Source organism: Candidatus Edwardsbacteria bacterium (assembly GCA_031082425.1).
Lineage (GTDB): Bacteria > Edwardsbacteria > AC1 > AC1 > EtOH8 > UBA2226.
Genome location: JAVHLB010000005.1, coordinates 92,488 through 115,120 on the forward strand (window position 1 = coordinate 92,488; position 22,633 = coordinate 115,120).

At 52.2% G+C, this 22,633-nt stretch carries 18 protein-coding genes and 1 tRNA gene; 1 reads left to right on the top strand and 18 read right to left on the bottom strand.

Annotated elements, in window-relative coordinates; all coding sequences use genetic code 11:
* Positions 1 to 2: 2 nt before the first annotated feature.
* Positions 3 to 2,459 carry a FlgD immunoglobulin-like domain containing protein gene (locus tag RDU76_06420; protein MDQ7798561.1) on the bottom strand — a complete coding sequence of 819 codons (2,457 nt, stop codon included), beginning with the start codon at positions 2,457 to 2,459 and terminating at the stop codon, positions 3 to 5.
* Positions 2,460 to 2,588: 129 nt separating this feature from the next.
* Here RDU76_06420 and RDU76_06425 point away from each other — a divergent pair, with 129 nt between their 5' ends.
* On the top strand, positions 2,589 to 2,909 hold the full coding sequence (locus RDU76_06425; GenBank protein MDQ7798562.1) for a DUF3467 domain-containing protein: 321 nt from the start codon (positions 2,589 to 2,591) through the stop codon (positions 2,907 to 2,909).
* A 65-nt stretch (positions 2,910 to 2,974) separates the two neighbouring features.
* Here the strand turns inward: RDU76_06425 and RDU76_06430 are convergent.
* The 17 genes from RDU76_06430 to RDU76_06510 all read right to left on the bottom strand — a co-directional run bounded on the left by RDU76_06430 (position 2,975) and on the right by RDU76_06510 (position 22,597).
* Positions 2,975 to 3,049: transfer RNA gene (locus tag RDU76_06430), tRNA-Gly, on the bottom strand.
* Positions 3,040 to 4,083, bottom strand: a complete 1,044-nt coding sequence (gene waaF, locus RDU76_06435; GenBank protein ID MDQ7798563.1) for a lipopolysaccharide heptosyltransferase II — start codon at positions 4,081 to 4,083, stop codon at positions 3,040 to 3,042. The genes RDU76_06430 and waaF overlap by 10 nt, the downstream gene beginning before the upstream one ends.
* 80 nt (positions 4,084 to 4,163) lie before the next feature.
* Positions 4,164 to 5,147: a glycosyltransferase family 9 protein gene (locus tag RDU76_06440; protein ID MDQ7798564.1), complete on the bottom strand. Its 984-nt coding sequence runs from the start codon at positions 5,145 to 5,147 to the stop codon at positions 4,164 to 4,166.
* Entirely contained in the window at positions 5,144 to 6,124 is a 981-nt protein-coding gene (locus RDU76_06445; protein MDQ7798565.1) for a glycosyltransferase family 9 protein, read from the bottom strand. The genes RDU76_06440 and RDU76_06445 overlap by 4 nt, the downstream gene beginning before the upstream one ends.
* Positions 6,117 to 7,022 carry a hypothetical protein gene (locus RDU76_06450; protein MDQ7798566.1) on the bottom strand — a complete coding sequence of 302 codons (906 nt, stop codon included), beginning with the start codon at positions 7,020 to 7,022 and terminating at the stop codon, positions 6,117 to 6,119. The genes RDU76_06445 and RDU76_06450 overlap by 8 nt, the downstream gene beginning before the upstream one ends.
* Before the next feature lie 14 nt (positions 7,023 to 7,036).
* The gene (gene trmFO / locus RDU76_06455; GenBank protein MDQ7798567.1) at positions 7,037 to 8,380 is read right to left on the bottom strand and encodes a methylenetetrahydrofolate--tRNA-(uracil(54)-C(5))-methyltransferase (FADH(2)-oxidizing) TrmFO; all 1,344 of its coding nucleotides are present in this window, start codon (positions 8,378 to 8,380) and stop codon (positions 7,037 to 7,039) included.
* A gap of 231 nt (positions 8,381 to 8,611) precedes the next feature.
* A complete protein-coding gene (locus RDU76_06460; protein ID MDQ7798568.1) occupies positions 8,612 to 9,241 on the bottom strand; it encodes a tRNA-uridine aminocarboxypropyltransferase in 630 nt (209 codons plus the stop codon).
* Positions 9,242 to 9,259: 18 nt separating this feature from the next.
* The gene (locus RDU76_06465) at positions 9,260 to 9,658 is read right to left on the bottom strand and encodes a hypothetical protein (protein ID MDQ7798569.1); all 399 of its coding nucleotides are present in this window, start codon (positions 9,656 to 9,658) and stop codon (positions 9,260 to 9,262) included.
* Positions 9,646 to 10,092: a hypothetical protein gene (locus RDU76_06470; GenBank protein ID MDQ7798570.1), complete on the bottom strand. Its 447-nt coding sequence runs from the start codon at positions 10,090 to 10,092 to the stop codon at positions 9,646 to 9,648. Before RDU76_06470 ends, RDU76_06465 begins: the two co-directional genes overlap by 13 nt.
* Before the next feature lie 67 nt (positions 10,093 to 10,159).
* Positions 10,160 to 12,607 (bottom strand): prolyl oligopeptidase family serine peptidase, encoded by a 2,448-nt coding sequence (locus RDU76_06475; protein MDQ7798571.1) that lies wholly within the window; start codon positions 12,605 to 12,607, stop codon positions 10,160 to 10,162.
* Between the two features lie 155 nt (positions 12,608 to 12,762).
* Positions 12,763 to 14,484: an AAA family ATPase gene (locus RDU76_06480; GenBank protein ID MDQ7798572.1), complete on the bottom strand. Its 1,722-nt coding sequence runs from the start codon at positions 14,482 to 14,484 to the stop codon at positions 12,763 to 12,765.
* A 465-nt stretch (positions 14,485 to 14,949) separates the two neighbouring features.
* Positions 14,950 to 17,187 (bottom strand): type I DNA topoisomerase, encoded by a 2,238-nt coding sequence (topA, locus tag RDU76_06485; protein ID MDQ7798573.1) that lies wholly within the window; start codon positions 17,185 to 17,187, stop codon positions 14,950 to 14,952.
* 220 nt (positions 17,188 to 17,407) lie between these two features.
* Positions 17,408 to 18,346, bottom strand: a complete 939-nt coding sequence (locus RDU76_06490) for a transketolase family protein (GenBank protein MDQ7798574.1) — start codon at positions 18,344 to 18,346, stop codon at positions 17,408 to 17,410.
* A gap of 45 nt (positions 18,347 to 18,391) precedes the next feature.
* Complete coding sequence (locus RDU76_06495; protein ID MDQ7798575.1) at positions 18,392 to 18,895, bottom strand: hypothetical protein; 504 nt, start codon at positions 18,893 to 18,895, stop codon at positions 18,392 to 18,394.
* Between the two features lie 105 nt (positions 18,896 to 19,000).
* Positions 19,001 to 20,137 (bottom strand): aldo/keto reductase, encoded by a 1,137-nt coding sequence (locus RDU76_06500; GenBank protein ID MDQ7798576.1) that lies wholly within the window; start codon positions 20,135 to 20,137, stop codon positions 19,001 to 19,003.
* A 131-nt stretch (positions 20,138 to 20,268) separates the two neighbouring features.
* Positions 20,269 to 20,769 carry a nitroreductase family protein gene (locus RDU76_06505; protein MDQ7798577.1) on the bottom strand — a complete coding sequence of 167 codons (501 nt, stop codon included), beginning with the start codon at positions 20,767 to 20,769 and terminating at the stop codon, positions 20,269 to 20,271.
* 85 nt (positions 20,770 to 20,854) lie between these two features.
* Positions 20,855 to 22,597 carry an aryl-sulfate sulfotransferase gene (locus RDU76_06510; protein MDQ7798578.1) on the bottom strand — a complete coding sequence of 581 codons (1,743 nt, stop codon included), beginning with the start codon at positions 22,595 to 22,597 and terminating at the stop codon, positions 20,855 to 20,857.
* Positions 22,598 to 22,633: the final 36 nt, after the last annotated feature.

The following is a 22,633-nucleotide window of genomic DNA, read 5'->3' on the forward strand; positions in this document are numbered from 1 at the left end:
GCTTATCGGATGGAGATGATCTTTTCCAGCATCTTCCCGTAACCGGTCTCGGCCTTTATGAAGTACACCCCGGCGGCCGCCCGTTTGCCGGCTTGATCCCGGCCGTCCCAAACAAAATTGTGCCGTCCCCCGGGTTTCTCCCCCTCGAACACCGTTTTTATCATCCGGCCGCAGATGTCGTATATTCTGAGGTTCACCGGTGATTTGCCGGGAAGGCTCAGGCTGAAGGTGCTTTTTTGCCGGAAGGGGCTGGGATAGGCCGAAAGTCCGGGCGTCAATCCGGCAGCGGCAGGATTGTGCTCTTCATCGTAATTGACGCCCAGCGCCGGATTCCGGAAAAATCCCGTTATCAGGGAGTCCACCGGCTGGCTGAACCCGGCCCCGGCGGTGATCCACAGACTCTGTCCCGAACCATAGGTGTTATAAACCGCCGCTATGGCCGAAGTGACGGTTCCCAGATGGGCCAATGGGACCGCCCCCGGCAGCAGGCTGCTCAGCCGGCCGTTGATGGCCGTAAGCACTCCCAGGTTATCCCCGTAGGCGATCGAGCTTACCCCGAAAGGATTTTGGTAATCGGATATCACGTTGATCCCGGTGCCGGTATAAAAGGCATAACCGGTGGCCCCCAGCCATTGGCTGACCGGCAGCAGATTGCTCCCGCCGCTTAAATTATAGACCGATTTCCCCACCGCCAAGGCCGATCCTCCTGATCCGATAAAACTGCTCACTTTTGAAGAATCGGCCATGGTCAGACCGTTTTCCAGTATCAACGCCTTATAATTGCCGCCGATGACCGGTGGCATCAGGGTCAGGCTGTCGACCTTGCCCCAGCGGGATCTTACCAGATTCAACATTCCGGACGACGAGCCTATGCACAGCGCGTCACCGGAGCCCAGTATCCAAAGGGTCATCTCCGAACTGTGTATCAAGGTGTCGATGCTGTCGATCCCGGTAAAGGCGATGGAGTATTTCCCCGGGTTTACCTCCGGCGAGGCGATCAAACGCACGCTGCATGAATCGGTGGGATACAGGCTGGGTTGATCGAAAACGATCTCGATACCCCCCGAACTTGGCAGCGGGGAGATCTGCGAAACCAATTTGACCTGATTGGAATATCCGTTGTGGGAATTCAGGGTTACCTTGTAATAGATGGTGTCGCCTTGATCAATGACCGATTCGGTGGGCAGGGTGGCAATGGTGAAATCTTTGTAATGCAGGGAGACGTTGGTATAATGGTAATCATAATCGTCGGCAATGGAAGAGGGCGTTTCCAATGAGGTGTTCCCTACTCCCCATTCCATGTTCTCCGCCCCCAGATATTCGACCGTTCCGGAGATGCCGTCGGTTTCGACATCCCGGCACTGAAGATAGATATTATTCCCATCGGTGCTGTCCAGGTACGAAACTCCCTCGGTCAGGTCCAAAACAATATTATTCCCGGGAAACGGATTGGGGCCGCCGCCGTAAGAATAACCATCCAGGGAATTGATAAAATATTGCCTAGACCAATCAGGTGATAGTGATGGGCCAACCCCCACACGGATCTGGACGCTGCCGCGATTTTCATGGTTTATCCTGGCCCGCATCTTCAGTCGGGGCTGGTATCCTATCCTGTCCGATGAATGAAAAGCCGCCTGGTATGACGTGCGGTAATCGGTGGCAGCCTGATAAGACATCCAGTAGTATCCGCCGTCTCCCCAGGAGGGTCCCCAGGAATTGACCACCCGGAAGGCTCCCAGGCCGTCATGGGTCACCAGGGAATCATCATATCCAACGATGCAGTTGGCATGCCCTCCCCGGATGTCTCCGGAAAGATCGGCCACGCAGAAAGTGTTGTCGTAGGTGGAGATGTTGTCATAATTGGCGTAGACCAGCAGTCCGATCACCACGTTGTTGCCGTCAGCCAGACACTGCTTGACCCCCTCTATCCCCAGATCGTCGGACAGGTCGAACCAGAACCAATCTTCACAGCGGTACGGTATGGCCGAATCATAGGCCGCTTCGCTGGGCCAGCTGATGCACTCCCCGTCGTTATAGGGCTTCAGCAAGATCGACGAACTTCCCATGTCGCACAATACCTGAAAAGCATCGCCGAACCAGGAGCCGTTATCCGCCCCGCCGTTGATCTGATTGTACACGAATGAAGGGCTGAATAAGTGGTTGGAATCGGCCATCGACCAGTTGTGCTCAACCCACTCCTGGTAACCCTTGTGATAATAGGCCGTGGCCCAGGCGGTGCAGGACCCCTGCCCGCCCTGGTTGCCCACCGGCGGCATATCGGCCGAGTGGTCCACCGAAGAAGGCAAGGTCCCTTTCGACCCTGCGACCTTTATTTCGTGCCCCGGAGCCGTCACCCGGGGATCCTTCCAAATCAGGCCCAGGCGGTGCAGTTCGTCGGCTTTGATGACCGAGCAGCAAACCGCCGGCAGGATCAATAAAAAAAGTGCGATCTTTTTCATAGTATTCCTTAATTTGTTGAAATGATTATATCAGGAAAACCCCCAAAGTCAACATTAAACTTGACACCGGTCGTCCCTGTCTGATAGAATGATTTTGTTATCCAAATAATTCTATAAAAGGCAGATAAAATGGAACAGAACCCGCAGAACCAGCTCAATATCGAACTGGGCGAAAAAGAGGCCGAAGGCGTCTACTCCAACCTGGCATTGATCGCCCACTCCCCCTCGGAGTTCATCATAGACTTTGCCCGGGTGCTGCCCGGCATCCCCAAGGCCAAGATCTATTCCCGGATCGTCACCACCCCCCAGCATGCCAAGATGCTGCTGAACGCCTTGGAGGACAATATCAAGAAATTCGAGGCCCAGTTCGGGGCCATCAAGACCTTCGGTTCGGAGAACCGGGGCATCGGGTTCAAGATAGGTGATGAGAAGAACGGCGACAAGAAATAAACTCGGACCTGCCCGGATAAAAAAGCGAGGCCGTCGGCCTCGCTTTTTTTGTATTCCCAAAATAATGGAGCGGGTGATGGGAATCGAACCCACAATATTCAGCTTGGGAAGCTGACGTTCTACCACTGAACTACACCCGCTGGTGATGGGATATTTTACTTAATTTATCCGGTTTTGTCAAGCCATTGGACCATCCGGCGAAAACATCATCGGGATCGATCTTCTTCAGACAGTTATAATGTCCGTACCGGCAGATCCTTTTGTAACAGGGACTGCAGGGCTCCTGATTGTATATTATTCGGTGCCCCTCTCCCCAGGGGCCGGTCCAGACCGGGCTGGTGGAGCCGAAGATGGCCGTCACTCTGGCCCCGCAGGCCGCCGCCAGGTGCATCACCCCGGTGTCGTTGGTGACAAAGGACGGGATCAGGCTCAGCAGGGCCGCGCTTTCCCGCAGGCTAAGTTCTCCGGCCAGGTTGACCGTCCCCCGCCCTATCCCCACCGCGATATCCCGGCAGAGATCACTCTCTGCAGCGGAGCCGAAGATCATCACCCTCTTTCCGCCTTCCGATAATTTCCGCCCCAGCCGGATCCAGTTCTCCGCCGGCCACATCTTGGCCGGGCCGTAGGCGGCGCCCGGCCCGAAGCCCACCAGGTCCTCCGGCCCGGCCTTGAGGGCAAAGATCCTCTTCTCGGCCTTTCCTTTTTCGTCATCGGTCAGATATATCTTCGGAGCCTCAGGCGCTGCATCACGCCCCAGAAGGGCTGCATACCCCTGCAGGATATGACGGGAGCGGAAATCATTTTGCGAATATTTAAGGCTCTCGGTCAACAGCCATCCCCGGAGTTCCGAGCCATAGCCGATCCTTTGTTTTATCCCCGCTAGGCGGAACATCAGAGCCGAGGAGAATGACAAGGGCAGGATGTAGGCCCGGTCGAATCCCCTGCTTTTGATGCTGCGGACGATACGCCGCAATCCCTCTTCCCGATTGAAGGCGATGATATCGCTGACATGGGGATTGGCCTCGAACAGTTCGGCCACCCGCTGGTGGGCCAGGATGGTGACCGAGGCTTCGGGATGCTTCTGTTTGCAGGCCTCGATGAAACCGGTGGAGATCACCGCATCGCCTATCCAGTTCGGCACCCGGATAAGTATTTTAGCGTTTAGCTTGCTCATTTCTCTTTACCGCAAAGACGCGAAGAGCGCAAAGTGGACCAATATTTTATTTTTCTTAGCGACCTTGGCGTCTTAGCGGTTCAAACCAATCCTTTCATTTCTGCGAGTACCTGATCGGCAGTGATAAGTTTCATGCAGTTGAAGTGGCCCTGGGGGCATTGCCTGGAACCGTGCAGGGCGCAGGGCCGGCAGTCCAGTTCAGTTTCGATGACCCTGCTTTCGGCCCGCCAGGGCGCAAAACCGAACTGCCTGACCGTCGGTCCGAATATGGCCACCACCGGAGTTCCCGCCGCCTCGGCGATGTGCATGGCCCCGGTGTCATTGGTGACCAGCAGTTTTGCTTTGGAAAGTACATAGGTCAATTGTGCCAGGTCCAACTGCCCGCATAAATTAGTGACCGATGTTTTTGACTTATTTATTATCTCCTCGACGGCTAGTCTATCGCTCTTATCACTAACCACGACTATTTCCCATTTCCCATTTCCTATTTTAGTAATGAGTTCCGAGTATCCCGTCCATCTCTTGGTCGGCCAGTGCGCGCCCGGAGCAATGGCTATGAACTCCCCCTGCGGCAATTTTATGGTGTCATCAACCACCGGATACAGTTTGGGCTTGGCCTCGGGTTGTTTGACTCCGGCCTTCTCCACCGCCGCTAGGTAGCGCTGGATCACTGTCTTATAAGTTTTGCCCCTGCCCCGTCCCCAGACCAGCATCCGGCGGCGCCAGGTGTCCTTGGGCCAATGGATCTTTTTCCCGACGTTTAGGCAAAGGGCTATCATCCGGCTGCGCGGGTTGTTCTGCAGGTCTATGATGAAGTTATAATTGTTGGCGCTGAGTTCGTGAATGAACATTATCAGCCCCCGCAGGCCCTGGTGCCGGTCGGTTTCGTCAAAGCCGTGAACGTTGGCCAGTTTGGGGTGGCCCTTTAAAAGCCCGGCGAACCTGGCCTTGCAGACGAGGTCTATCTGCGAGCCGGGCTCGGCTTGGGAGATGGCCTCTATGGCGGCGGTGGCCAACACAATGTCGCCGATGGCGCCCAGGCGGATGAGAAGGTATTTGTTCATTTTGTTATATTTTGCAAGATTTCTTCCATTGCTATACCCTTCAGATCACATTTGGCATGTGGCTGGCATTTCCGGCAATATTCTTCCTCCGGCACCAACTGAACATGCCCCTCCCCCAGCGGCCTCCAGCGTTCCGGGCGGCTGGCCGGCGCCGGGCAAAACAGCCCCACCGTCTTGGCCCCCGCCGCCGCGGCCAGGTGCAGAGTGCCGGTGCTGCTGCCCGCCACCTGCCGGCAATTTGCCAAAATTGCAGCCAGCCGCCGCAATGTCAGCTCCGGCCCGGCAATGGGCACATTGGCATCACCTTTTACTTTTTTCAGGATATCCTCCTCCCCCGGCCCGCCCAGTATCAGCACTTCCTGCTTGGCTTCCACCAATTTCCGGACCAGCTCGCCCCATTTCTCCGGCGGCCAGTTGGCTGAGGAGCCCCGGTTGGCGGGAAGAATGGCGATGGGCGTTTGGACCCCCATTGACATCAGGATATTACGGGCCTCGGACATTTCCTGTTCGCTCAAGAATATCCTGGGCGGCTCGATCTGTTCCGGCAAATCCCAAAGCTGCCTGGCCACCGAGAGGTTATACTCCGTTTCGTGAACATCCCTATCGTTTTGAGGAATATGAGCCGGTTTGAATCCGGTCAAAACATAATAGGGCCTGAATCCCAGCCCGGCCTTCTGTTTGATCCCGGCGAAGAATGCCGCCCAGGCCAAGATCTTTGACGGATGCAGCATCAGCAGGGCCTCATATCTTCCCTGCCGCAGGGAATGGACCAGACAGAAAAAGTTCCTTCCCCAGGACACCACTTGGTCCAGATAGGGCTGTCCGGCAAACAATTCAACCAGCGGCTGGGCCGTCATGAAAGAGATGAACGCCTCCGGTTTGGCTTTCCGGATGGCTTTAAGGACCGGTACGGCATTGATGGCGTCGCCCAGCCGGTCCTGCCGGACCACCAATATTTTAACCGGCTTGTCAGACATCGGGGATTATTGCCGGTTCGGTTTTAGACTCAGTGCTTTGGGGAGCCGATAGTTCCAAGTAGGCCAGGGTCCAGTACCCGCTGGTGAAAGTGCCGTATATTCCACTGATGACCAGGATCAGGGGAAGCCCGATCAGTATCCCGGGGATCAGTCCGGCCCAGAGGTTGACCACCCCCAGAAGGATGAACGGTATGGCCAGGATCATCAGGGCTATGATAAAAGCAATGACATACAGCAGGGCCAGGCCGAATATTATCAGCCCCAGCAGGACAGATCGGCCCAGGTTGCCCTTGAACAAGGCATAGCCGGCCGGGATGGAATCGAAGACCTTCTTATCCTCGATGACGGCTATCTGGCAGCTGAAGCTGCCGATGATGGCGAGGCCGTACATCAAAGCGATCACCGGCAGGATCAACAATATGATCAGCAGCACTCCAAAGATCTTGGCCGCGCTCCCTCCCATGATGATCATCATCACCGGCGGGAGAATGATCAGGCCCAGCAGCAGGATATAGGACAGTCCGAACAGGATGTCGATCCCCAGCATCCGCCAGAAGAAGTGCAATCCGCAGCCCAATGTCTTTTCGAAATTATCGGGCTGGCCTTTTGATATCCGGCTGACGGAACCTATCAACCCGCCCTTGGAGACCAGATACAGGACCATCAGAATGACGAACAGTCCGATGCCCGCCAGGATCAGCACGGCCACCAAGCCGGGATGGGACGTTATCCAGTCCCAAAGGCCGGAGGCCGCCCCGGAGGCATCGTCCTGGTCGATGAAATTATTGTAATTTCCCCCGCCCCCCCCGCCCATCGAGGCAAAGAAGCCGAACACCCACAGGTATTTTTTGCGCCAGGCGATCTCCAGGGACTGTTTGATGATCTTTCCGTACTCCATGCCATCCTCCTAGATCAACGGTTTACAATGCCGATGAACTCTTCCATGGCCTTTAACGAACGTTCGGCATAGGCGACGTATCGTTCTTTCTTTGACCGGGGCGGATCATCCAGCGGCGGCAGCAGCCCGAAGTTGGCATTCATGGGCTGGAAATTCTTTCCCTTCTCCTCATCGGAAACGTAGCGGGCCAGCGAGCCGGTCACGGTCTGTTCCGGGGCGGACACCAATTCTTTTCCGGCGGAATACCGGCCAGCATTGATCCCGGCCAGCAATCCCATGGCCGCCGATTCCATGTATCCCTCCACCCCGGTGACCTGCCCGGCAAAGAATATCCTGTCGTTTGATCTTGACTGCATGGTCGATTGGATCAAACCCGGGCTTCGCAGATAAGTGTTGCGATGGATGCTGCCGTAGCGGTAGAATTCGGCCCGCTCCAGGGCGGGTATCATCCGGAAGATCCGCCGCTGTTCGGGCTGGGTCAGCTGGGTCTGGAAGCCCACCAGATTCAACATGGTGCCCTCTTTGTTCTCCTGGCGCAGCTGGAGAACGGCATAGGGCCGGCGGCTCTCGGCCGGATCGATCAGCCCCACCGGCTTCATCATGCCGAACCGGAGGGAATTGGCGTTCCGCTCGGCCATCACCTCCACCGGCAGGCATCCCTCGTAAAAATGCCCCTTTTCGAAATCGTGCGGCAGGTGCCTTTCGGCCTTAACCAGTTGCTCCACGAATTCAAGATATTGTGTTTTGCTTAAAGGACAGTTCCAGTATTGCCCGGGCTGGTCGGAATAGCGGCTGGCCCGGAACATCTTTTTTTCATCCAGCGATTCGGCCGACACCACCGGGGCGATGGCATCGTAAAAGAAAAGATTGTCCGCCCCGGCGAACTGCGCCAGGGATCGGGCTAGACTTTCCGAGGTCAGCGGCCCGGAGGCCACGATCAGCGGGCCCTCCGGCAGCTCGGTCAGCTCCCGGCCGATGACTTTTATATTTTTATCCGAAGCGATCCTGGCCGTGACCAGCCCGGCAAATTCCATCCGGTCCACCGCCAGGGCCTTGCCGGCCGGAACGGCGGTCTCTTTGGCGCATTGCAGGATCAGGGAATCCATCACCTCCAGTTCGGCCTTCAAGAGTCCGTGGGCGTTGGTCTTCTCCACCGATTTCAGGGAGTTGCTGCAGACCAGCTCCGCCAGCAGGCCGGTCTCATGGGCCGGAGTATGCGATCCGGAAGGCCATTCATTCCCGCTATAGCGCATTTCATAGAGGTTGACCTTCAAGTCCCTTTTGGCGGCCTGATAGGCCGCCTCGCAGCCGGCCAGCCCGCCGCCGATGATGGTGATCCTGCCTGTTTGAATCTGCATAGATTTTAAGGATACACCAAATGGCCCTTAAAAATCAAGACAAAACAAAACCCGGCGGATCAGGCCGGGGAAGTAATTCCGTCACCCTGAGTTCGGCAACCATCCGGCAAGCCGAACGGGGACCCTTTGTCATCCCACAACTCAGGATATGACAAGTAATTCGTTCTCTGCGTCTCTGCGGTAAAAAACCCTTTCGGTATTTTCGTGTATTTCGCGGGCAAGTAAACCTCTTTATGCCATCAGTATTCCCTCCGGCATGTCGGCCTTGGCGATCCGCCCCTTGATATACAAACTGCGGTAGATCCATACCCGGAAGAAAGCGTCCAGCTGCTCCTCGGCCCGGCTCCCCTCTATCACCCCCAGGGCCCGGATGATGGCCTCGAAAGTGCATAACTTAAAGGGATCCTCTTGGGCGCGGATCCGGTATCTGGCCCGGATGCCGGCCGGGAGATGCACCTTGACGGCCGTTTGCATCAGCGGTTCGCGCTTGACCATGCTGGAGGCCTGGTTCCAGCTGCCGTCCGGGATCAGCAGGCGAAGGGGATGCGCTGCTGGGGACAGGAACTTCTCATTCAGCTCCATCGAGCCATGGCCGGGGAAAAGCACCAGGTCGGTCTCATATTTTTTGTCGGGGGCGGCTTCCACCGGCTTGTCCTTTAAACCCCGGACATGCACTGCGCTGTTTTGGAGGGCCAGCTTGACCAGCCTTCCGCTGTTGCTCATCTTGCGGATATCGGCATAATGGATCACCACCTCCACCCTGGTTTTCAGGTCCAGCCGGGGGGAAAGGTGGCAGACGCACAACTCAAGGTGCATCCGGCAGTCCGGACAGCGCAATCTCTGATCCAGTTTCTGTCTCATCGTCCGGATATTTCCTTTTCAGCAGGGATCATGGGTGAGATGCTGATTGATCATCGCCAATTTGAAGTTTCGGTCGATGATCTTCCCCCGGTCGAATATCTCCAGCATCACTCCGCCCTCTTCCAGGGTCATGGTCTGGCAGCAGCCGAAGATGGTGGGCGACCGGAAGATCCTCTGTTTTTTGAGGTCCAGCATCAGAAGGTAGAACCCGGGAATGTTGTACCCCGGATCCCAGCGCACCAGGATCAGCCGCTGTTTTGCGGGGTCGTAGGCGCAGCGGTCCTGAAAATCCCCCTGATTCAGGTAGGGATGATCGAAACCTTCCACCCGGACCTTGCCCACGTTGTAGGGCGAGCCCATCCGGATCTCGCTCATGCCCGAGAATTTCACCGGGGCTTTGTTTTTCAGGTTAGGCAATGAGATTGTGTCTCCTTCTCTGATTTGGTTTCAGTTATATTGCGCACCCATATCCAATGCATGATGAATACCAGCAGTGATATTATCATCATTAGGAGCCTTTTGATAAAATATCGCTTCGCCTGATATGTCAGTCTATCCATCTCCGAGGTTTTCTCGCTGTCGTACATTATCCTTAGCGCTTGATCATCGGGCGTTTGAACCTTCTCGATAATTTCTTTCTCTACTGCCTCGGCTTTCTTCTGGCTGGCAAGCTGTTTATATTTAAAACTTTCAAATGATGTGTATTTGAGGGATAGCCTTGAAGAGATTGCCGAATCACTTTGATCCATTACCGATACCACAAATGCCGGAATGGAGACGATCGAGAAAATGAGAGCTATAAGACATACGGTATATCCGTATATCTGGCTGAACAAGTGCTGTTTAGACATGGACCTGCTCCTTTTTTGTTGATATATCTTGGTTTAAATATCTCTTGGGCGATAAACCCTATCTTTTCTATCTGGCCGGGGCATTCTTGACATAACGGTCGAACCAGTCCAGCATTTCATACAGCACATGCTCCACCGATTCCCGGGCGATGTAACCGTGGTTCTCATAGGGCAGCATCACCAGCCGGGCGGTGCCGCCCGCCCCCCGGACGGCGTCATAAAGCTTTTCCGACTGCAGGGGCACCGTTCCGGGGTTGGCGTCCATTTCTCCGTGGATGATCAGCAGCGGCTCGTTGATCTTGTCGGCCTGGAGCACCGGGGAATTCTTGATGTAGGTATCCCTGGCCTGCCACAGCGTCCTCTTTTCGTTCTGATAGCCGAAGGGCCGCAGGGTGTGGTTATAGGCCCCGCTGCGGGCGATGCCGGCCCGAAAGATGTCGGTATAGGCCAGCAGATCTGCGGTCATCAGGGCGCCGTGGCTGTGCCCGGCCACCCCCACTCTGTTTGGATCTGTCACGCCCATCTCCACGGCCTTGTCCACCGCCGCTTTGGCATTGGCCGCTATCTGTTCGACAAAACCATCATAGGCGGTGCCGGGCGGGCCGACCACCGGCATCGAGGCGTCATCCAGCACGGCATAGCCGTTAAGCAGGAAGAACAGCTCCGAGGTCCCCCGGATGGTGGTGTACCTTTGGGAGCTTCCCTCCAGCTGCCCGGCCACCTCTTTTTGGGCCAGGTCGCTGGGATAGGCCCACAACAGGGTGGGCAGGCGGATCCCCTTTTTATACCCCGGCGGCAGGTACAGGGTGAATGACAGTTGCAGTCCGTCATCCCGCTGATAGGTGACGATCTGCTTCTTTATTTTGCGCAATACCGGGGCCGGGTCGGGAAATTTTGTTATGGGTTTTGAAGAAGATATCCAGGAAGCTTCGCCCGGGGTATATTTACCCAGGGGCTTTTTATCCAGTCTTCGCTTAAAATAATTGGGCGGGTCGGTGGGGGACTCCCGCCGGGTGATGAAGGTTCCTTTTTCGGGATCGATCCAGGCGTAATAGGTCTCGTAGCAGTCCTGGTCGGACCGAAAAAGCCTTTCCGTTTCAAGGGTATTCAGATCCATCCGGTCCAGGAACGGCCGGTCTCCCTCGGGAGAGCTACCCGGTCCGTTCAGGTATATCCGATTCCCCTGCCGCCTGATGACATTGACGCCGTTGGGCATTATCTTCATCACCGGATCGCCGGGTTTTTGATATCTTTCATGGATGCTCATGTTCCACACCAGAAGCGGGGCCTGGGCGGCATCATCGGCATCATGCAGATACACCTTGACCCATTTGCGGTCCCGGTCGTATCCCCAGACCAATACTTTCCCGCTTTGCTGTATCCAGCGCATCTTGTAATAGCGATTTTCTGTTCGGCATAATTCCTCGGGAGGCCGGCCGATGGTTTTTTGCATCAGGCGGTCGCGATGGGGCACCTTTTTATCGGGATCACCCCCGTCCAAGGCCTCGGCCCAGATCACCGTGGCGTCGGCGGTGGGCCGCCAGGCATGCTCGCGGGGTCCGGTGATCTCTCCGTCGATGGGCACCTGCTCGGCCAGCGGCTGGCTGGCCAGGTGTTCTATCATTTTCCCCTCGGCTGACCACACCTCCACCTCGCGGGGAAAGCGTTCGTAGGAACGCTGGTAGGAATACGGCCGGTGGATCCAATTCACCAACAGGTAACGACCGTCCGGCGACGGTTCAACCTGATCATAGATCGCCGGTCTGCCGATAAATTCAACCTTGCCCGAAGGCAGTCGGACCAGGACCAATTGCGAGGTGGCGTAATGATCGAAAAGATCGGCGTCTCCCGGAGTTTTCAGCACGTCCCTGGCTTCGTAGGTGCTGCTGGCTGTTGCCGAACCGGAACTTTCCAAGATCCTGGGGCCCGGAGGCACTGCCTCAGTCTTAGGCGGCAAGCCTCTGTTCGCCGGAATGGTCTTGACCAACAGGCTCTGCTGGTCCGGCATCCATTTGAAGTAATTATCCAGCAATGGATTTATTTTAATACCTTCGATTTTTCGTGCTTTTCCAGCGACGGCATCCAGCATCCACAGCTCCACCCCGCTGTCGCTTTCGTTGATAAAAGAAACCAGGTTGCCTGTGGCATTCCATTTGATGCCGTCTATCCGCTTGACCTCAGGCGGCAGAATTACGGGTGTCTCTTTCCCGGTAGCAATATCCTTTAGGGTCAGACTCACCCAATAAAAAATATAACTCCGCTCCATGTTGGTGCGGGGGTTCACCCGGACCCCGGCCAGGGGAAGCATCGGTTCGGCCAGGTCGGAGATGGAAGGATAAAGCGACGGCCGGGCCAGCAGCATCATCTGGGCCGTGGGGTCTATGAACACGGTCGGCGAGAGCGGCGCGTTGAGAACGTCCAGCACCGCCTGGGGCGGTTTTTGGTAGGTCTGCTGACAAAAGGCCTGGTGCAAATTGAGAAGGTGGATTAAGAGAAAAAGGAATGATTTTTTCATAATGGTTTTATAAATAATATCTAATTTTATTACTTTGTTTCATAGCTTGACTTATCACAGGAGACTAAATGTTGTTCTAATTTAGTAATGGGCTTTGTTTAGCAACCCAAATAGCATCCTTGTCGTTCAAACTCGAAGATTAACTATTTCCTGTATTATTCCTCAGTTAATTTCTGATCAATATAACCATGTGCCGGTTTTAATACAATTAATTTTATTAATTCAATAATACCTTGCGATATGCTACTGTTTGGCAACTCTTTGCTTAATATGATAGACCACTCAGGTTTATGTTTTTTCATTATCTCATAACATAGTTTCAAATCATTATTACCCCCACTCCCTTTTTTCTTTTCTTTATAACGATCAGGCAGGTATTTTTTAAATATAGATTTGATTATAGGCGCATTCGCTTTATTTAAAATAATTTTTTCGATATCCGTTGGGACACTTATTATCTTAAAGTGTTCATAAAGTACTTTCCGTATGTCATTATTCATGGGAATACTAGCCAGTTGCATCTTTGTTAAATATTTATATTTTATCGGATGTTTTTTATTTAATTTTAATGCATCTATGGTTCTCATAAAATCTTTTGGCCATTTGTCATCGTCACCAACAATCATCCAATCAATATTAAATGCATCTAATAAAGATATTGGACCGTGGAAATTACCACCAGTAACCTCAATAACTTGAATGTCATTCTGATCAAAGGATAACGTGATTTTATTCTTATTAACTTTGGAAATTATTTTGTTAGATAAATTGGATAATATACGAGAATCGCTGATACCTTCAACGATTATAACACGTTTTGCAAAAAGGCACTCAGCATTTTTATTATAAATATATTTATAAAAATCATAAACATCCTTCTTCGTGATTTTTGGTTTAGATATTTTAGTATAGCCGTTTTTCTGAAATACGCGATAAATATTCATCGGTTCTATAACGTCAACAACATTACAGCTGTGGGTTGTTAATATAATTTGTTTCTGCGTTGAAAGAGACAATAAAGACTGAATAAATGGTCTTAAGTATGAAGGATGTAAATGAGATTCAGGTTCTTCAATCACGATGATGCTAGGTGAGTGATATTTAAATAATCCCAAAAATATATATGCAGCAATATTTTTTATACCATGACCTTTTGATTGTAAATGGTGTACGGGATCCCCTTGGTTTATATATAACTTTACAAATGACATTAGTTTTTTCGCATCAATATCTAGCTTAAAACTAATATCTTTCTTTGATAACGAAAAATTATCAAGAAAACGCTGTTTTATAGGGCCGTAAAGACCGTCTATTTTTGCATTAAGATTTTTTAAGGCTGCTTCTGTTTTATCATTTATTTGTTTTTCTTGATAATCGCTAAATTTATTTTTTATCACATATCCGACTATACTTTCTAAATTATTATAATCAATATGTTCATCATTTGCTAAATCAATAAATATAAAATGCTTTCTAAACAAACCTTGCAAATAATACAATTGGTTTTGTTTCAATAATGTACGGTTCTTTCCCCGTATGTAGTAATACTTTGCTGCTTCGTTAGTTTTATGCTTGCGTTCGATAGTCATTAGATCATTATTCACGAGAAACAATAAATTATATTTTGATATATCTCTTTTATCCAATTTGCCAGAAATTTGTATTATGGCACGTAAAAGAATAGTATTGGATTGAATTTTTGCATGTGCATCATTTAAATCTGTTTGTGTTTTCGTATTAAAAAATAATTTTACCGCACTTAGAATATTTGTTTTTCCAGCATTATTAGGACCAACTAAAGCACTTATGTTATTACATTGTAGCGTTTGCTTTGATAAAGAGCGATAGTTGCCAATATAAAACTCGACTAATCGCATTTTATTCCCTTCTTAACGCTGTTACTGTTATTTAACTGCTACGACATTACTTGCTAAATACTAGCAAATATAAATCATTATACACCCTCTTACCCGATATATGTCAAGGATAAAATAAGAAAGGCGGCTGTTAAGCCGCCTTCTTGACCTCTCCCTGCCCTTCCCAATGTGGGGAGGTGTTGGGTCAAAACCGGGACACCCCTCCTATCCTCCCCTTATTAGGGGAGATGCGGGTTGGGCAGGCAAGAAAAACCCCTTCCCACATTGGGAAGGGGTAGCGGTTAGATCGGAAACGGTTAACCAAATCAGTTAAATCCGCGTTAATCAGCGTCCCGTTAAGCCCTGGATTCCTGTCTTCACGGGAATGACACCATAGATTGCTTCGTTTGCCAGTTAGCAATGACTCCTCGCAATGACTAGCCCTTTTGAAAAACCTTTGTGTCCTTTGTGCGCTTTGTGGTTAAATTATTTTTTCTCCGCCTTGACCTCCGGCTCCCACTTGCACTTGGGGCAGGCCGGGAAGGCCCCCCGCTGCTTGGTGTATTTCTCCACCAGATGCCCGAACCCGCAGTTCTCGCACTTCTGCGGCAGGGGCTTGTTCCACACCGCATACTTGCAGTCGGGGTACTTGCTGCAGGAGAAGAAGGCCTTCCCCCGTTTGGTCTTGCGCTCGGTCAGCTGGCCGTCGCAGCCCGGCTCGGGGCACGGCACCCCGGTGGAGATGGGCTTGATGGACTTGCACTGGGGATAGTTGGAGCAGGCCAGGAACTTCCCGAAGCGCCCCCGCTTGAGCACCATCGGCCCGCCGCATTTGTCGCATAACACGCCTTCCGCCGCCTTCTGCTGTTCCTCCTCCTCCTCCAAGGGCTTGGTGGTCTTGCATTCCGGATAGTTGGAACAGGCGTAGAACCGCCCGAAACGTCCCCATTTGATGACCATCGGGCTCTGGCAGTTGGGGCATTTGATGTCGGTCTGTTCCACCAGCGATTGTTTGATGGCCTCCTTGGAGGATTCGGCCGAGGTCAGGTCGCGGGAGAACGGTTCGTAAAAATCCTTCAGCACCTGGATGCGGTCCAGCTTGCCCTGCTCGATCTTGTCCAGCTCGTTCTCCATGTCGGCGGTGAACTGCACCTGGAAGATGTGGGGGAATTTCTCCACCAGGATCTTGCTGACCACCTGCCCCAGCTCGGTGGGCTTGAGCTGTTTCTGCTCCCGGTCCACGTATTTGCGGTCCAGCAGGGTGCTGATGATGGAGGCATAGGTGGAGGGCCGCCCGATGCCCTGGGCCTCCAGGGTCTTGATCAGGCTGGCCTCGTTGTAGCGGGCCGGGGGCTCGGTGAAATGCTGTTTGGGCAATAATTCCAGCAAATTTAAAGCCTCTCCCGCGGTCAGCTCCGGCAGCATCTTGGAGTCGGCGTATTCTCCGGAGTCGTCCTCCTGCACCCCGTAAGCAGCCAGGAATCCCGGGAATTTCAAGGTGGACCCGGTGGCCCGGAAAAGATATTTGCCGGCGGTGATGTCCACCGCCTTGGTGGAATAGACCGCCGGGGTCATCTGGCAGGCGATGAAGCGGCTCCAGATCAGGCCGTATAATTTGAACTGGTCCAGGCTCAGAAAATTCTTGACCGCCTCCGGGGTCCTTCCGGCCATGGTGGGACGGATGGCCTCGTGGCCCTCCTGGGCCCCTTTGCGCGATTTGTAATGGTTGGCCTCGGCCGGCAGGTATTCGGCCCCGTATTTCCGGGCAATGAATTCCCGGGCCGCGCTTACGGCCTCCGGCGCCAGGCGGACGGCATCGGTGCGCATGTAGGTGATCAGACCCACCGCGCCTTCCTCCCCGATCTCGACACCCTCGTAAAGTTGCTGGGCCAGCATCATGGTCTTCTTGGCGCTGTAGCCGTAGGCCCGGGCGGCGGCCTGCTGCAGGGTGCTGGTGATGAACGGCGGATAGGTGGAACGCTTGCGGTCCTTCTCGTCGATGCTGGTGATGGAGAACTGGGATTTATTCAGCTCTTTGACAATGGCCTGGGAGGTCTTCCCGTCCTTGATGGCCGCCTTCTTGCCGTCTATCTTTAAAAGCGAAGCTTCGAAGGGCGATTTTGATTTTCCCTCCAGCCGGGCGGCCAGCGACCAGTATTCCTGGGGTTTGAAAGCGTTGATCTCATCCTCGCGCTCGCAGATCAGGCGCAAAGCCACGGTCTGCACCCGGCCGGCCGAAAGTCCGCGCCGCACGGTGGTCCACAAAAACGGGCTGACCTGGTAGCCCACCAGCCGGTCCAGGATACGCCGGGCCTGCTGGGCCTCCACCCGGTTCATGTCGATCTTGCCGGGATGGGAAATGCCCTTGGTGATGCTGTCCTTGGTGATCTCGTAGAACATCACCCGGTGGACCTTTTTCTTGGCGTCCTTGACCTGCCCGGAGATGTGCCAGGCGATGGCCTCCCCCTCGCGATCGGGGTCGCAGGCCAGGTAGACCTTTTCGGCGGCGTTGGCGCTTTTCTTGATCTGTGACAGGGTCTTGGTCTTGCCCTTGATGGTCACATACTGGGGCTTGAAGTCGTCCTTGATGTCCACCCCCAGCTTGCTGGCCGGCAGGTCTATCACATGGCCCATGGACGACAGGACCTCAAAATCCTTGCCCAGGTATTTTTTGATGGTCTTGGCCTTGGCCGGAGATTCCACAACTACCAGGTTCTTTGACATTGGATCAGCCTATATTTAAGTTTAAGATTTATTTTCACACAGATTACACAAATTGGAACAGATTACCACAGACTTAATTAAACCACAGAGACACCAAGACACAAAGTTTTCTTTTAACTCTTCTTGCTTTGTTCACATCTCCCCTAGTAAGGGGAGAGAAAGAACTTGTCCTGAGGTCATTGCCAGAACACACCGTGGATATACAATCCGAAACCAAGCATTATTTCTTCCTCTGAATAGCCCTTTTCACCGCCTTGATGATATCCCCGTCCATCAGATGATATTTCTTCATCAGCTCCCAGGGCTGGCCGGATTCGCCGAAGGTGTCTTTGACCCCCACCATCTCCATGGGAACCGGACATTCCTGCCCCAGCACCTCGGCCACCGCGCTGCCCATGCCCCCGGCCAGCTGGTGCTCCTCAGCCGTGATTACGGCTCCGGTCTTTTTGGCCGAAGCTATCAGCGCCTTCCGGTCTATCGGCTTGATGGTGTGCAGGTTGATCACCTGGCAGGAGATGCCATCTTTGGCCAGCTTCTGGGCCGCCAGCAGAGATAAGTAGACCATCAATCCGCAGGCGACGATGGTGACATCCCTGCCCGGCCGCATGATCTGAGCTTGGCCGAACTTGAATGGCGTCTTATCGGTGGTTATCACCGGTATCGGCTCGCGACCCAAGCGGATATATACCGGCCCGGATATCTTTACAGCTTCCAAAGTTGTCAGCCGCGCCTGGTGGGTGTCGCAGGGGACGATCAGCTTCATGTTGGGCAGGACCCGCATGATGGAGATCTCCTCCAGGGCCTGGTGGGTGGCCCCATCCGGGCCGACCGACAGGCCGCCGTGGGCCCCGGCCAGCTTGACGTTAAGATCGGCATAGCAGATGGAGGTCCGTATCTGGTCCCAGGCCCTCCCGGCCAGAAAGACCCCGTAGGTGGTGACGAACGGGATCTTTCCGGTCAAAGACAGGCCTCCGGCCATCCCCAGCATGTTCTGCTCGGCGATGCCGATATCGAAGAACCTTTTGGGATATTTCTCGGCAAAGCGGCTGGTCAGGGTGGACTTTGACAGGTCGGCGTCCAGCACCACCACCCTTTTGTCCTTGGCCCCCAGTTCCAGCAGGGCTTCGGCATAGCCGAAGCGGGTGGGTTGCTGTTCCATTGACCCAAGTTCCGTTATCTTTGCCAAATGAAGATCGCTCATAATCTATTTCAGAGGGTGTTTATCCAACAAACCCGTGAACGGCCAATTGAATAACTCCATCACCGTTGGTTTTTGGGCCGGTTTTATTTCGCCGGAATTGATGTCATAATAATATCCCGGCAGTCTGGCGTAGACCAACCTGCCTTTTACCAGGCCCCGATAACGGGCATCCATTTCATCCATGACGATCCTGGCATAGCCGCCCGGCTCCCGGGATTCGTAGGCCAGGACCAACCCCTCTTTTGTGGTGGGGCGATAGGGCGGCCTAAAAGAAACACTGGAGTGCCCGGAATTCAGACTATCGCCAAATTCGATCTCCACTCCGACGGCGAGGCTATCAACATTCAATTCAATTTCGAGGCCCGGCAGGGGAAAGGATGAGATCTTTTTAACAGGAAACACAACATTTATGAATTTTGGGCGCGGTCCCAGATCATCATATCCCTCGATGGTGAAACCGGCGACGGGATCAGGCTCCCAAAGATACTTGGAGCCGTCCAGACGCATGGAGTAAGGTTCGGTTGGCGTTTTACTTGAAGAACATCCAACTAGAAGAAACACATTAAATATAATTGCTAATGACCTATGAATCAATTTATTAGACATTGTGCTTTATTGTGATCTTAAGGACTGATGAACCTTTTCCAGCAGATCGGGGATCCCCAGTTTTTGGGGACATTTAGGCAGGCATCTTTGACAGCCGGTGCAAGATGCCGCCCTCTCCCCCTCTTTCAGCCGGTTGGCATACTGCCATTTAGGGCCATTATAGTTATTATAGCGTTCGGCCTCGTTGTACATGGCGAAATTGGCCGGGATATTGACCCCATAGGGGCACGGCATACAATAGCCGCACTGGGTGCAGTTTATGGCCTTGGAATCGAGGTAGGCCTTTCTGACCTCTGCTATGACCTTCAAATCGTTCTCGGACATTTTCAACGACCCGGAGTTCTCAGCGATCAGTAGATTATCCCTGACCTGTTTCAGGTTGCTCATCCCGCTGAGCACCAGGGAAACCCCCGGCTGGCTCCAAGCCCATAGAAGACCCCACTCCGCCGGAGTATGGTCGATGCCGGACTTAGCCAATATTGCTTTTACGTTTTCCGGAGGATTTGCCAAAGAGCCTCCCCGAAGCGGCTCCATCACTATCACCGGGATGCTCTTTGAGGCGGCGTATTGCAGACCGGCAGTGCCGGCCTGGTTCTCGGTGTCCATGTAGTTATACTGGATCTGGCAGAAATCCCACTTATGTTCGTCAATTATCTGTTTAAAGACCTCCGGCCCGTCGTGAAAGGAAAAGCCCAGGGAGCCGATCTGTCCGGCCTCCAACTTTCTTTGGGCCCATTCCAGCACCTTAAAGCCTTTCAGCTTGTCCCAGGCGGTCTGGCTGAGGGCGTGCAGCAGATAATAATCTATCTTCCCTGTCTCCAGCCTGGCCAGCTGCTCGGCAAATATCCGGTCCATATCTTCGATTGAATTGACCGCCCAATAGGGAAGTTTGGTGGCCAGCCGGACCTTCTTTCGGTAACCGTCCCTGAGGGCCTGCCCCACCACCGACTCGCTCTTTCCATTGTGATAGCCATAGGCGGTATCGATATAATTGACCCCATTGTCCACCGCTAGGCGGATCATTTCTATGGTCTGGGATAGATCAATATCTGCCGTATCCGGACTGTTAAGCGGCAGTCGCATAGCCCCGAAGCCCAATATGGATGCCTGAAAGCCATCTGTTCCGAACTTACGGTAGTGCATAAAATTGACTGTAAATTTTGTAAGATTTTTGTCATCCTGAGGACACTTTGAGGGAAGACAGGTTGAAGAATGACACTGTCCACCCGTTCGGCTGGGCTATCGAAGGTGTGTCCTCAGGGTGACAGGGAAAATCACCACTTGTCATGGTGAACTTTTTTGGCGGAATATCGTTTTACCGGCTTGGCCTTAATTTTGGGGTAGCCGATCGAAATTACCGATAACGGCATGATGCTTTTGGGCATTCCCAATAATTTCTGCAGGTCCTTCAGCCTATCCATCCGGGGATAGACCCCCAGCCACACCGCCCCCAGGCCCAGGGCATGGGCCGCCAGCAGGATGTTCTGGGTGGCCGCCGAGCAGTCCTGCACCCAATAATCCTTACATTGCTCGGCTTTGATATCCCCGCAGACCACGATGGCACAGGAGGCCTGTTTCAGCATCTGGGCATAGGGGTGGATCTTGGTGATGGCGGTCAATGTTTCACGGTCCGATACCACTACAAATTGCCAGGCCTGCTGATTGCAGGCCGAGGGCGCGTTCATGGCCGCTTCCAGCAGTTTTTTGATCTGTGCTTCCGTGACCTTCCTGCCGGTATAACTGCGGATGCTGCGCCGGGTCATTATGGCTTTCAGGGCTTCCATCTATTACTTTCACGATTTTATAAAATGGCGTTGCCTGGAAAATATTTACCCTTTGGTTTTATAATATTCAAAACAGTCAATTAATACGCACCATCCGCTTATTTCGATATATGCCGTTATATTCTAATCTATAAAATAAAATATTATTAGCTACTTTATTTCCCCTATTATCCTTACCATCCCAGCTTATGGTATGTATGCCTGCCGTTTCATATTTATTACATAGTTTCCTAATTTCCTGACCCATTATATTATAAATTTTCAGATTAACTGTCCCTGCTACGGGTACTTGATATTTTATTTTTGTGATATCTTTGAAGGGATTTGGCGTGTTTTGATATAAAACAAAATCCTTCGAAGCTGGACGGATATAATCATTAGCAACACCACTGGTATATATCTCGATCGGGCCTTGGGGAGTTAGATTCTGGCCCAACAGACCAGGATAATCCGGTGCGTATCGATAAATACGAAAAACCATATTTTCTTTCCCGTCGAAAAAACCAATCCCTGGTATGGTATCCCCCTGTGTCATTGGGCCGGAAATGATAACAGGGTTGATATATTCCCAAACTGTTTCTCCATCTGGAGTTACTTCAATGAAAGTGCCACCCCACCCGCTGCAGATCAAGGTATTCCCATTCGGCTGGCGTGTGGCCCCGGAAATATATGGGCTAAAAAAAATATCAACAGGGGTACTAATATAGTTCCAAGCCAGCGTTGAAGGCACATACGATGAATCAGCATTAAATTGATACGTACCACTTATGGTGTCAAATGCTGGTTTGATCTGATCGATAGAAGAGTAATTACCTTCATCTCGACCCAACCCATTATTGAAAACCAAAATATCCTTCGCACCGGGGAAGCCATCAGTTATCCAGTTGGCATTATGCTGCCCAAAAAAAACATGATTATCCAATGTTCCTCTGTTGTAGGCATAAGGATTTCCCCATCGAAACAAAAGATCCCCACCTCTGCCTCGAATACCTCCGGAATGGCTGGCTGCTTCCGCGGTGGTTGTCCCATGATCTATTATCCATATTTCATCGAACTCCCGCGAGCTGACAACGATCTGATCAAGTTCCTGATTATAATCGATCGAATTCAAATGAATCCAATCAGCAGCAGAAGAAGACTCCAAACCGATAAAATTTATATTTATCAATTCCGGATGATCAGCAACAATTCCATAATTAGGCTTGATAGAATCTATATCCTGAATTAAATGATCCCAAACATGCCATTCCCAGACAATATCCCCGCTGTCTTGACCAATTGGCTGCACTTCAATAATATGTTCAGGCCAAAGTTCTCCGGAAATCAACAAAGTCGAGTCCCGACCAGCGGCGATTGCCTCATCGCGTGACTTGAGCTCCCAAGCGATCATTAGAATATTTCCATTAGGAAGCATCCGGACATCGTGATGTGATTGATAAGTCGAATCAGCATACTTATATTCCCAATGCACTGTCCCATCCCAGTTTATAAGTTGAATAACGCCACCAGAACCGCCAGCCAAGGAAAAATGATTGTTCAACACTCTACCCGCTAATAGCAGTTTGCCGTTATCGAGTAAATATGAGGAAAGTCCCGGTAAATAAACACTGGGCCAACTATTAATGAGCTCGCCGTTATTATCGATTAAATAAGTGGTTTTGTAACCCATTGGCGAGAATAAAGTATATCCCTCAAATGATTTTATCGTGTCATTGACCATAAGGCCAACCGTTCTGTCCTCGGCACTGGCCCAGAGAAAGGATAAAAGCAATACAGTAATATTCACCAATAAAACTGTTGACATTTTTTTGATCAACATTTTCTAACCTTTCATTTGATAAATTATTTTTAATAT

What these genes read in the sequence shown, in the direction of transcription:
- RDU76_06440 (MDQ7798564.1), bottom strand. Translation starts at nt 5,147, where the DNA reads ATGAACAAATACCTTCTCATCCGCCTGGGCGCCATCGGCGACATTGTG.
- RDU76_06420 (MDQ7798561.1), bottom strand. Translation starts at nt 2,459, where the DNA reads ATGAAAAAGATCGCACTTTTTTTATTGATCCTGCCGGCGGTTTGCTGC.
- RDU76_06480 (MDQ7798572.1), bottom strand. Translation starts at nt 14,484, where the DNA reads ATGCGATTAGTCGAGTTTTATATTGGCAACTATCGCTCTTTATCAAAG.
- RDU76_06425 (MDQ7798562.1), top strand. Translation starts at nt 2,589, where the DNA reads ATGGAACAGAACCCGCAGAACCAGCTCAATATCGAACTGGGCGAAAAA.
- RDU76_06495 (MDQ7798575.1), bottom strand. Translation starts at nt 18,895, where the DNA reads ATGCGTCTGGACGGCTCCAAGTATCTTTGGGAGCCTGATCCCGTCGCC.
- trmFO (MDQ7798567.1), bottom strand. Translation starts at nt 8,380, where the DNA reads ATGCAGATTCAAACAGGCAGGATCACCATCATCGGCGGCGGGCTGGCC.
- topA (MDQ7798573.1), bottom strand. Translation starts at nt 17,187, where the DNA reads ATGTCAAAGAACCTGGTAGTTGTGGAATCTCCGGCCAAGGCCAAGACC.
- RDU76_06460 (MDQ7798568.1), bottom strand. Translation starts at nt 9,241, where the DNA reads ATGAGACAGAAACTGGATCAGAGATTGCGCTGTCCGGACTGCCGGATG.
- RDU76_06510 (MDQ7798578.1), bottom strand. Translation starts at nt 22,597, where the DNA reads ATGTTGATCAAAAAAATGTCAACAGTTTTATTGGTGAATATTACTGTA.
- RDU76_06500 (MDQ7798576.1), bottom strand. Translation starts at nt 20,137, where the DNA reads ATGCACTACCGTAAGTTCGGAACAGATGGCTTTCAGGCATCCATATTG.
- RDU76_06470 (MDQ7798570.1), bottom strand. Translation starts at nt 10,092, where the DNA reads ATGTCTAAACAGCACTTGTTCAGCCAGATATACGGATATACCGTATGT.
- RDU76_06450 (MDQ7798566.1), bottom strand. Translation starts at nt 7,022, where the DNA reads ATGGAGTACGGAAAGATCATCAAACAGTCCCTGGAGATCGCCTGGCGC.
- RDU76_06445 (MDQ7798565.1), bottom strand. Translation starts at nt 6,124, where the DNA reads ATGTCTGACAAGCCGGTTAAAATATTGGTGGTCCGGCAGGACCGGCTG.
- RDU76_06475 (MDQ7798571.1), bottom strand. Translation starts at nt 12,607, where the DNA reads ATGAAAAAATCATTCCTTTTTCTCTTAATCCACCTTCTCAATTTGCAC.
- RDU76_06490 (MDQ7798574.1), bottom strand. Translation starts at nt 18,346, where the DNA reads ATGGAACAGCAACCCACCCGCTTCGGCTATGCCGAAGCCCTGCTGGAA.
- waaF (MDQ7798563.1), bottom strand. Translation starts at nt 4,083, where the DNA reads ATGAGCAAGCTAAACGCTAAAATACTTATCCGGGTGCCGAACTGGATA.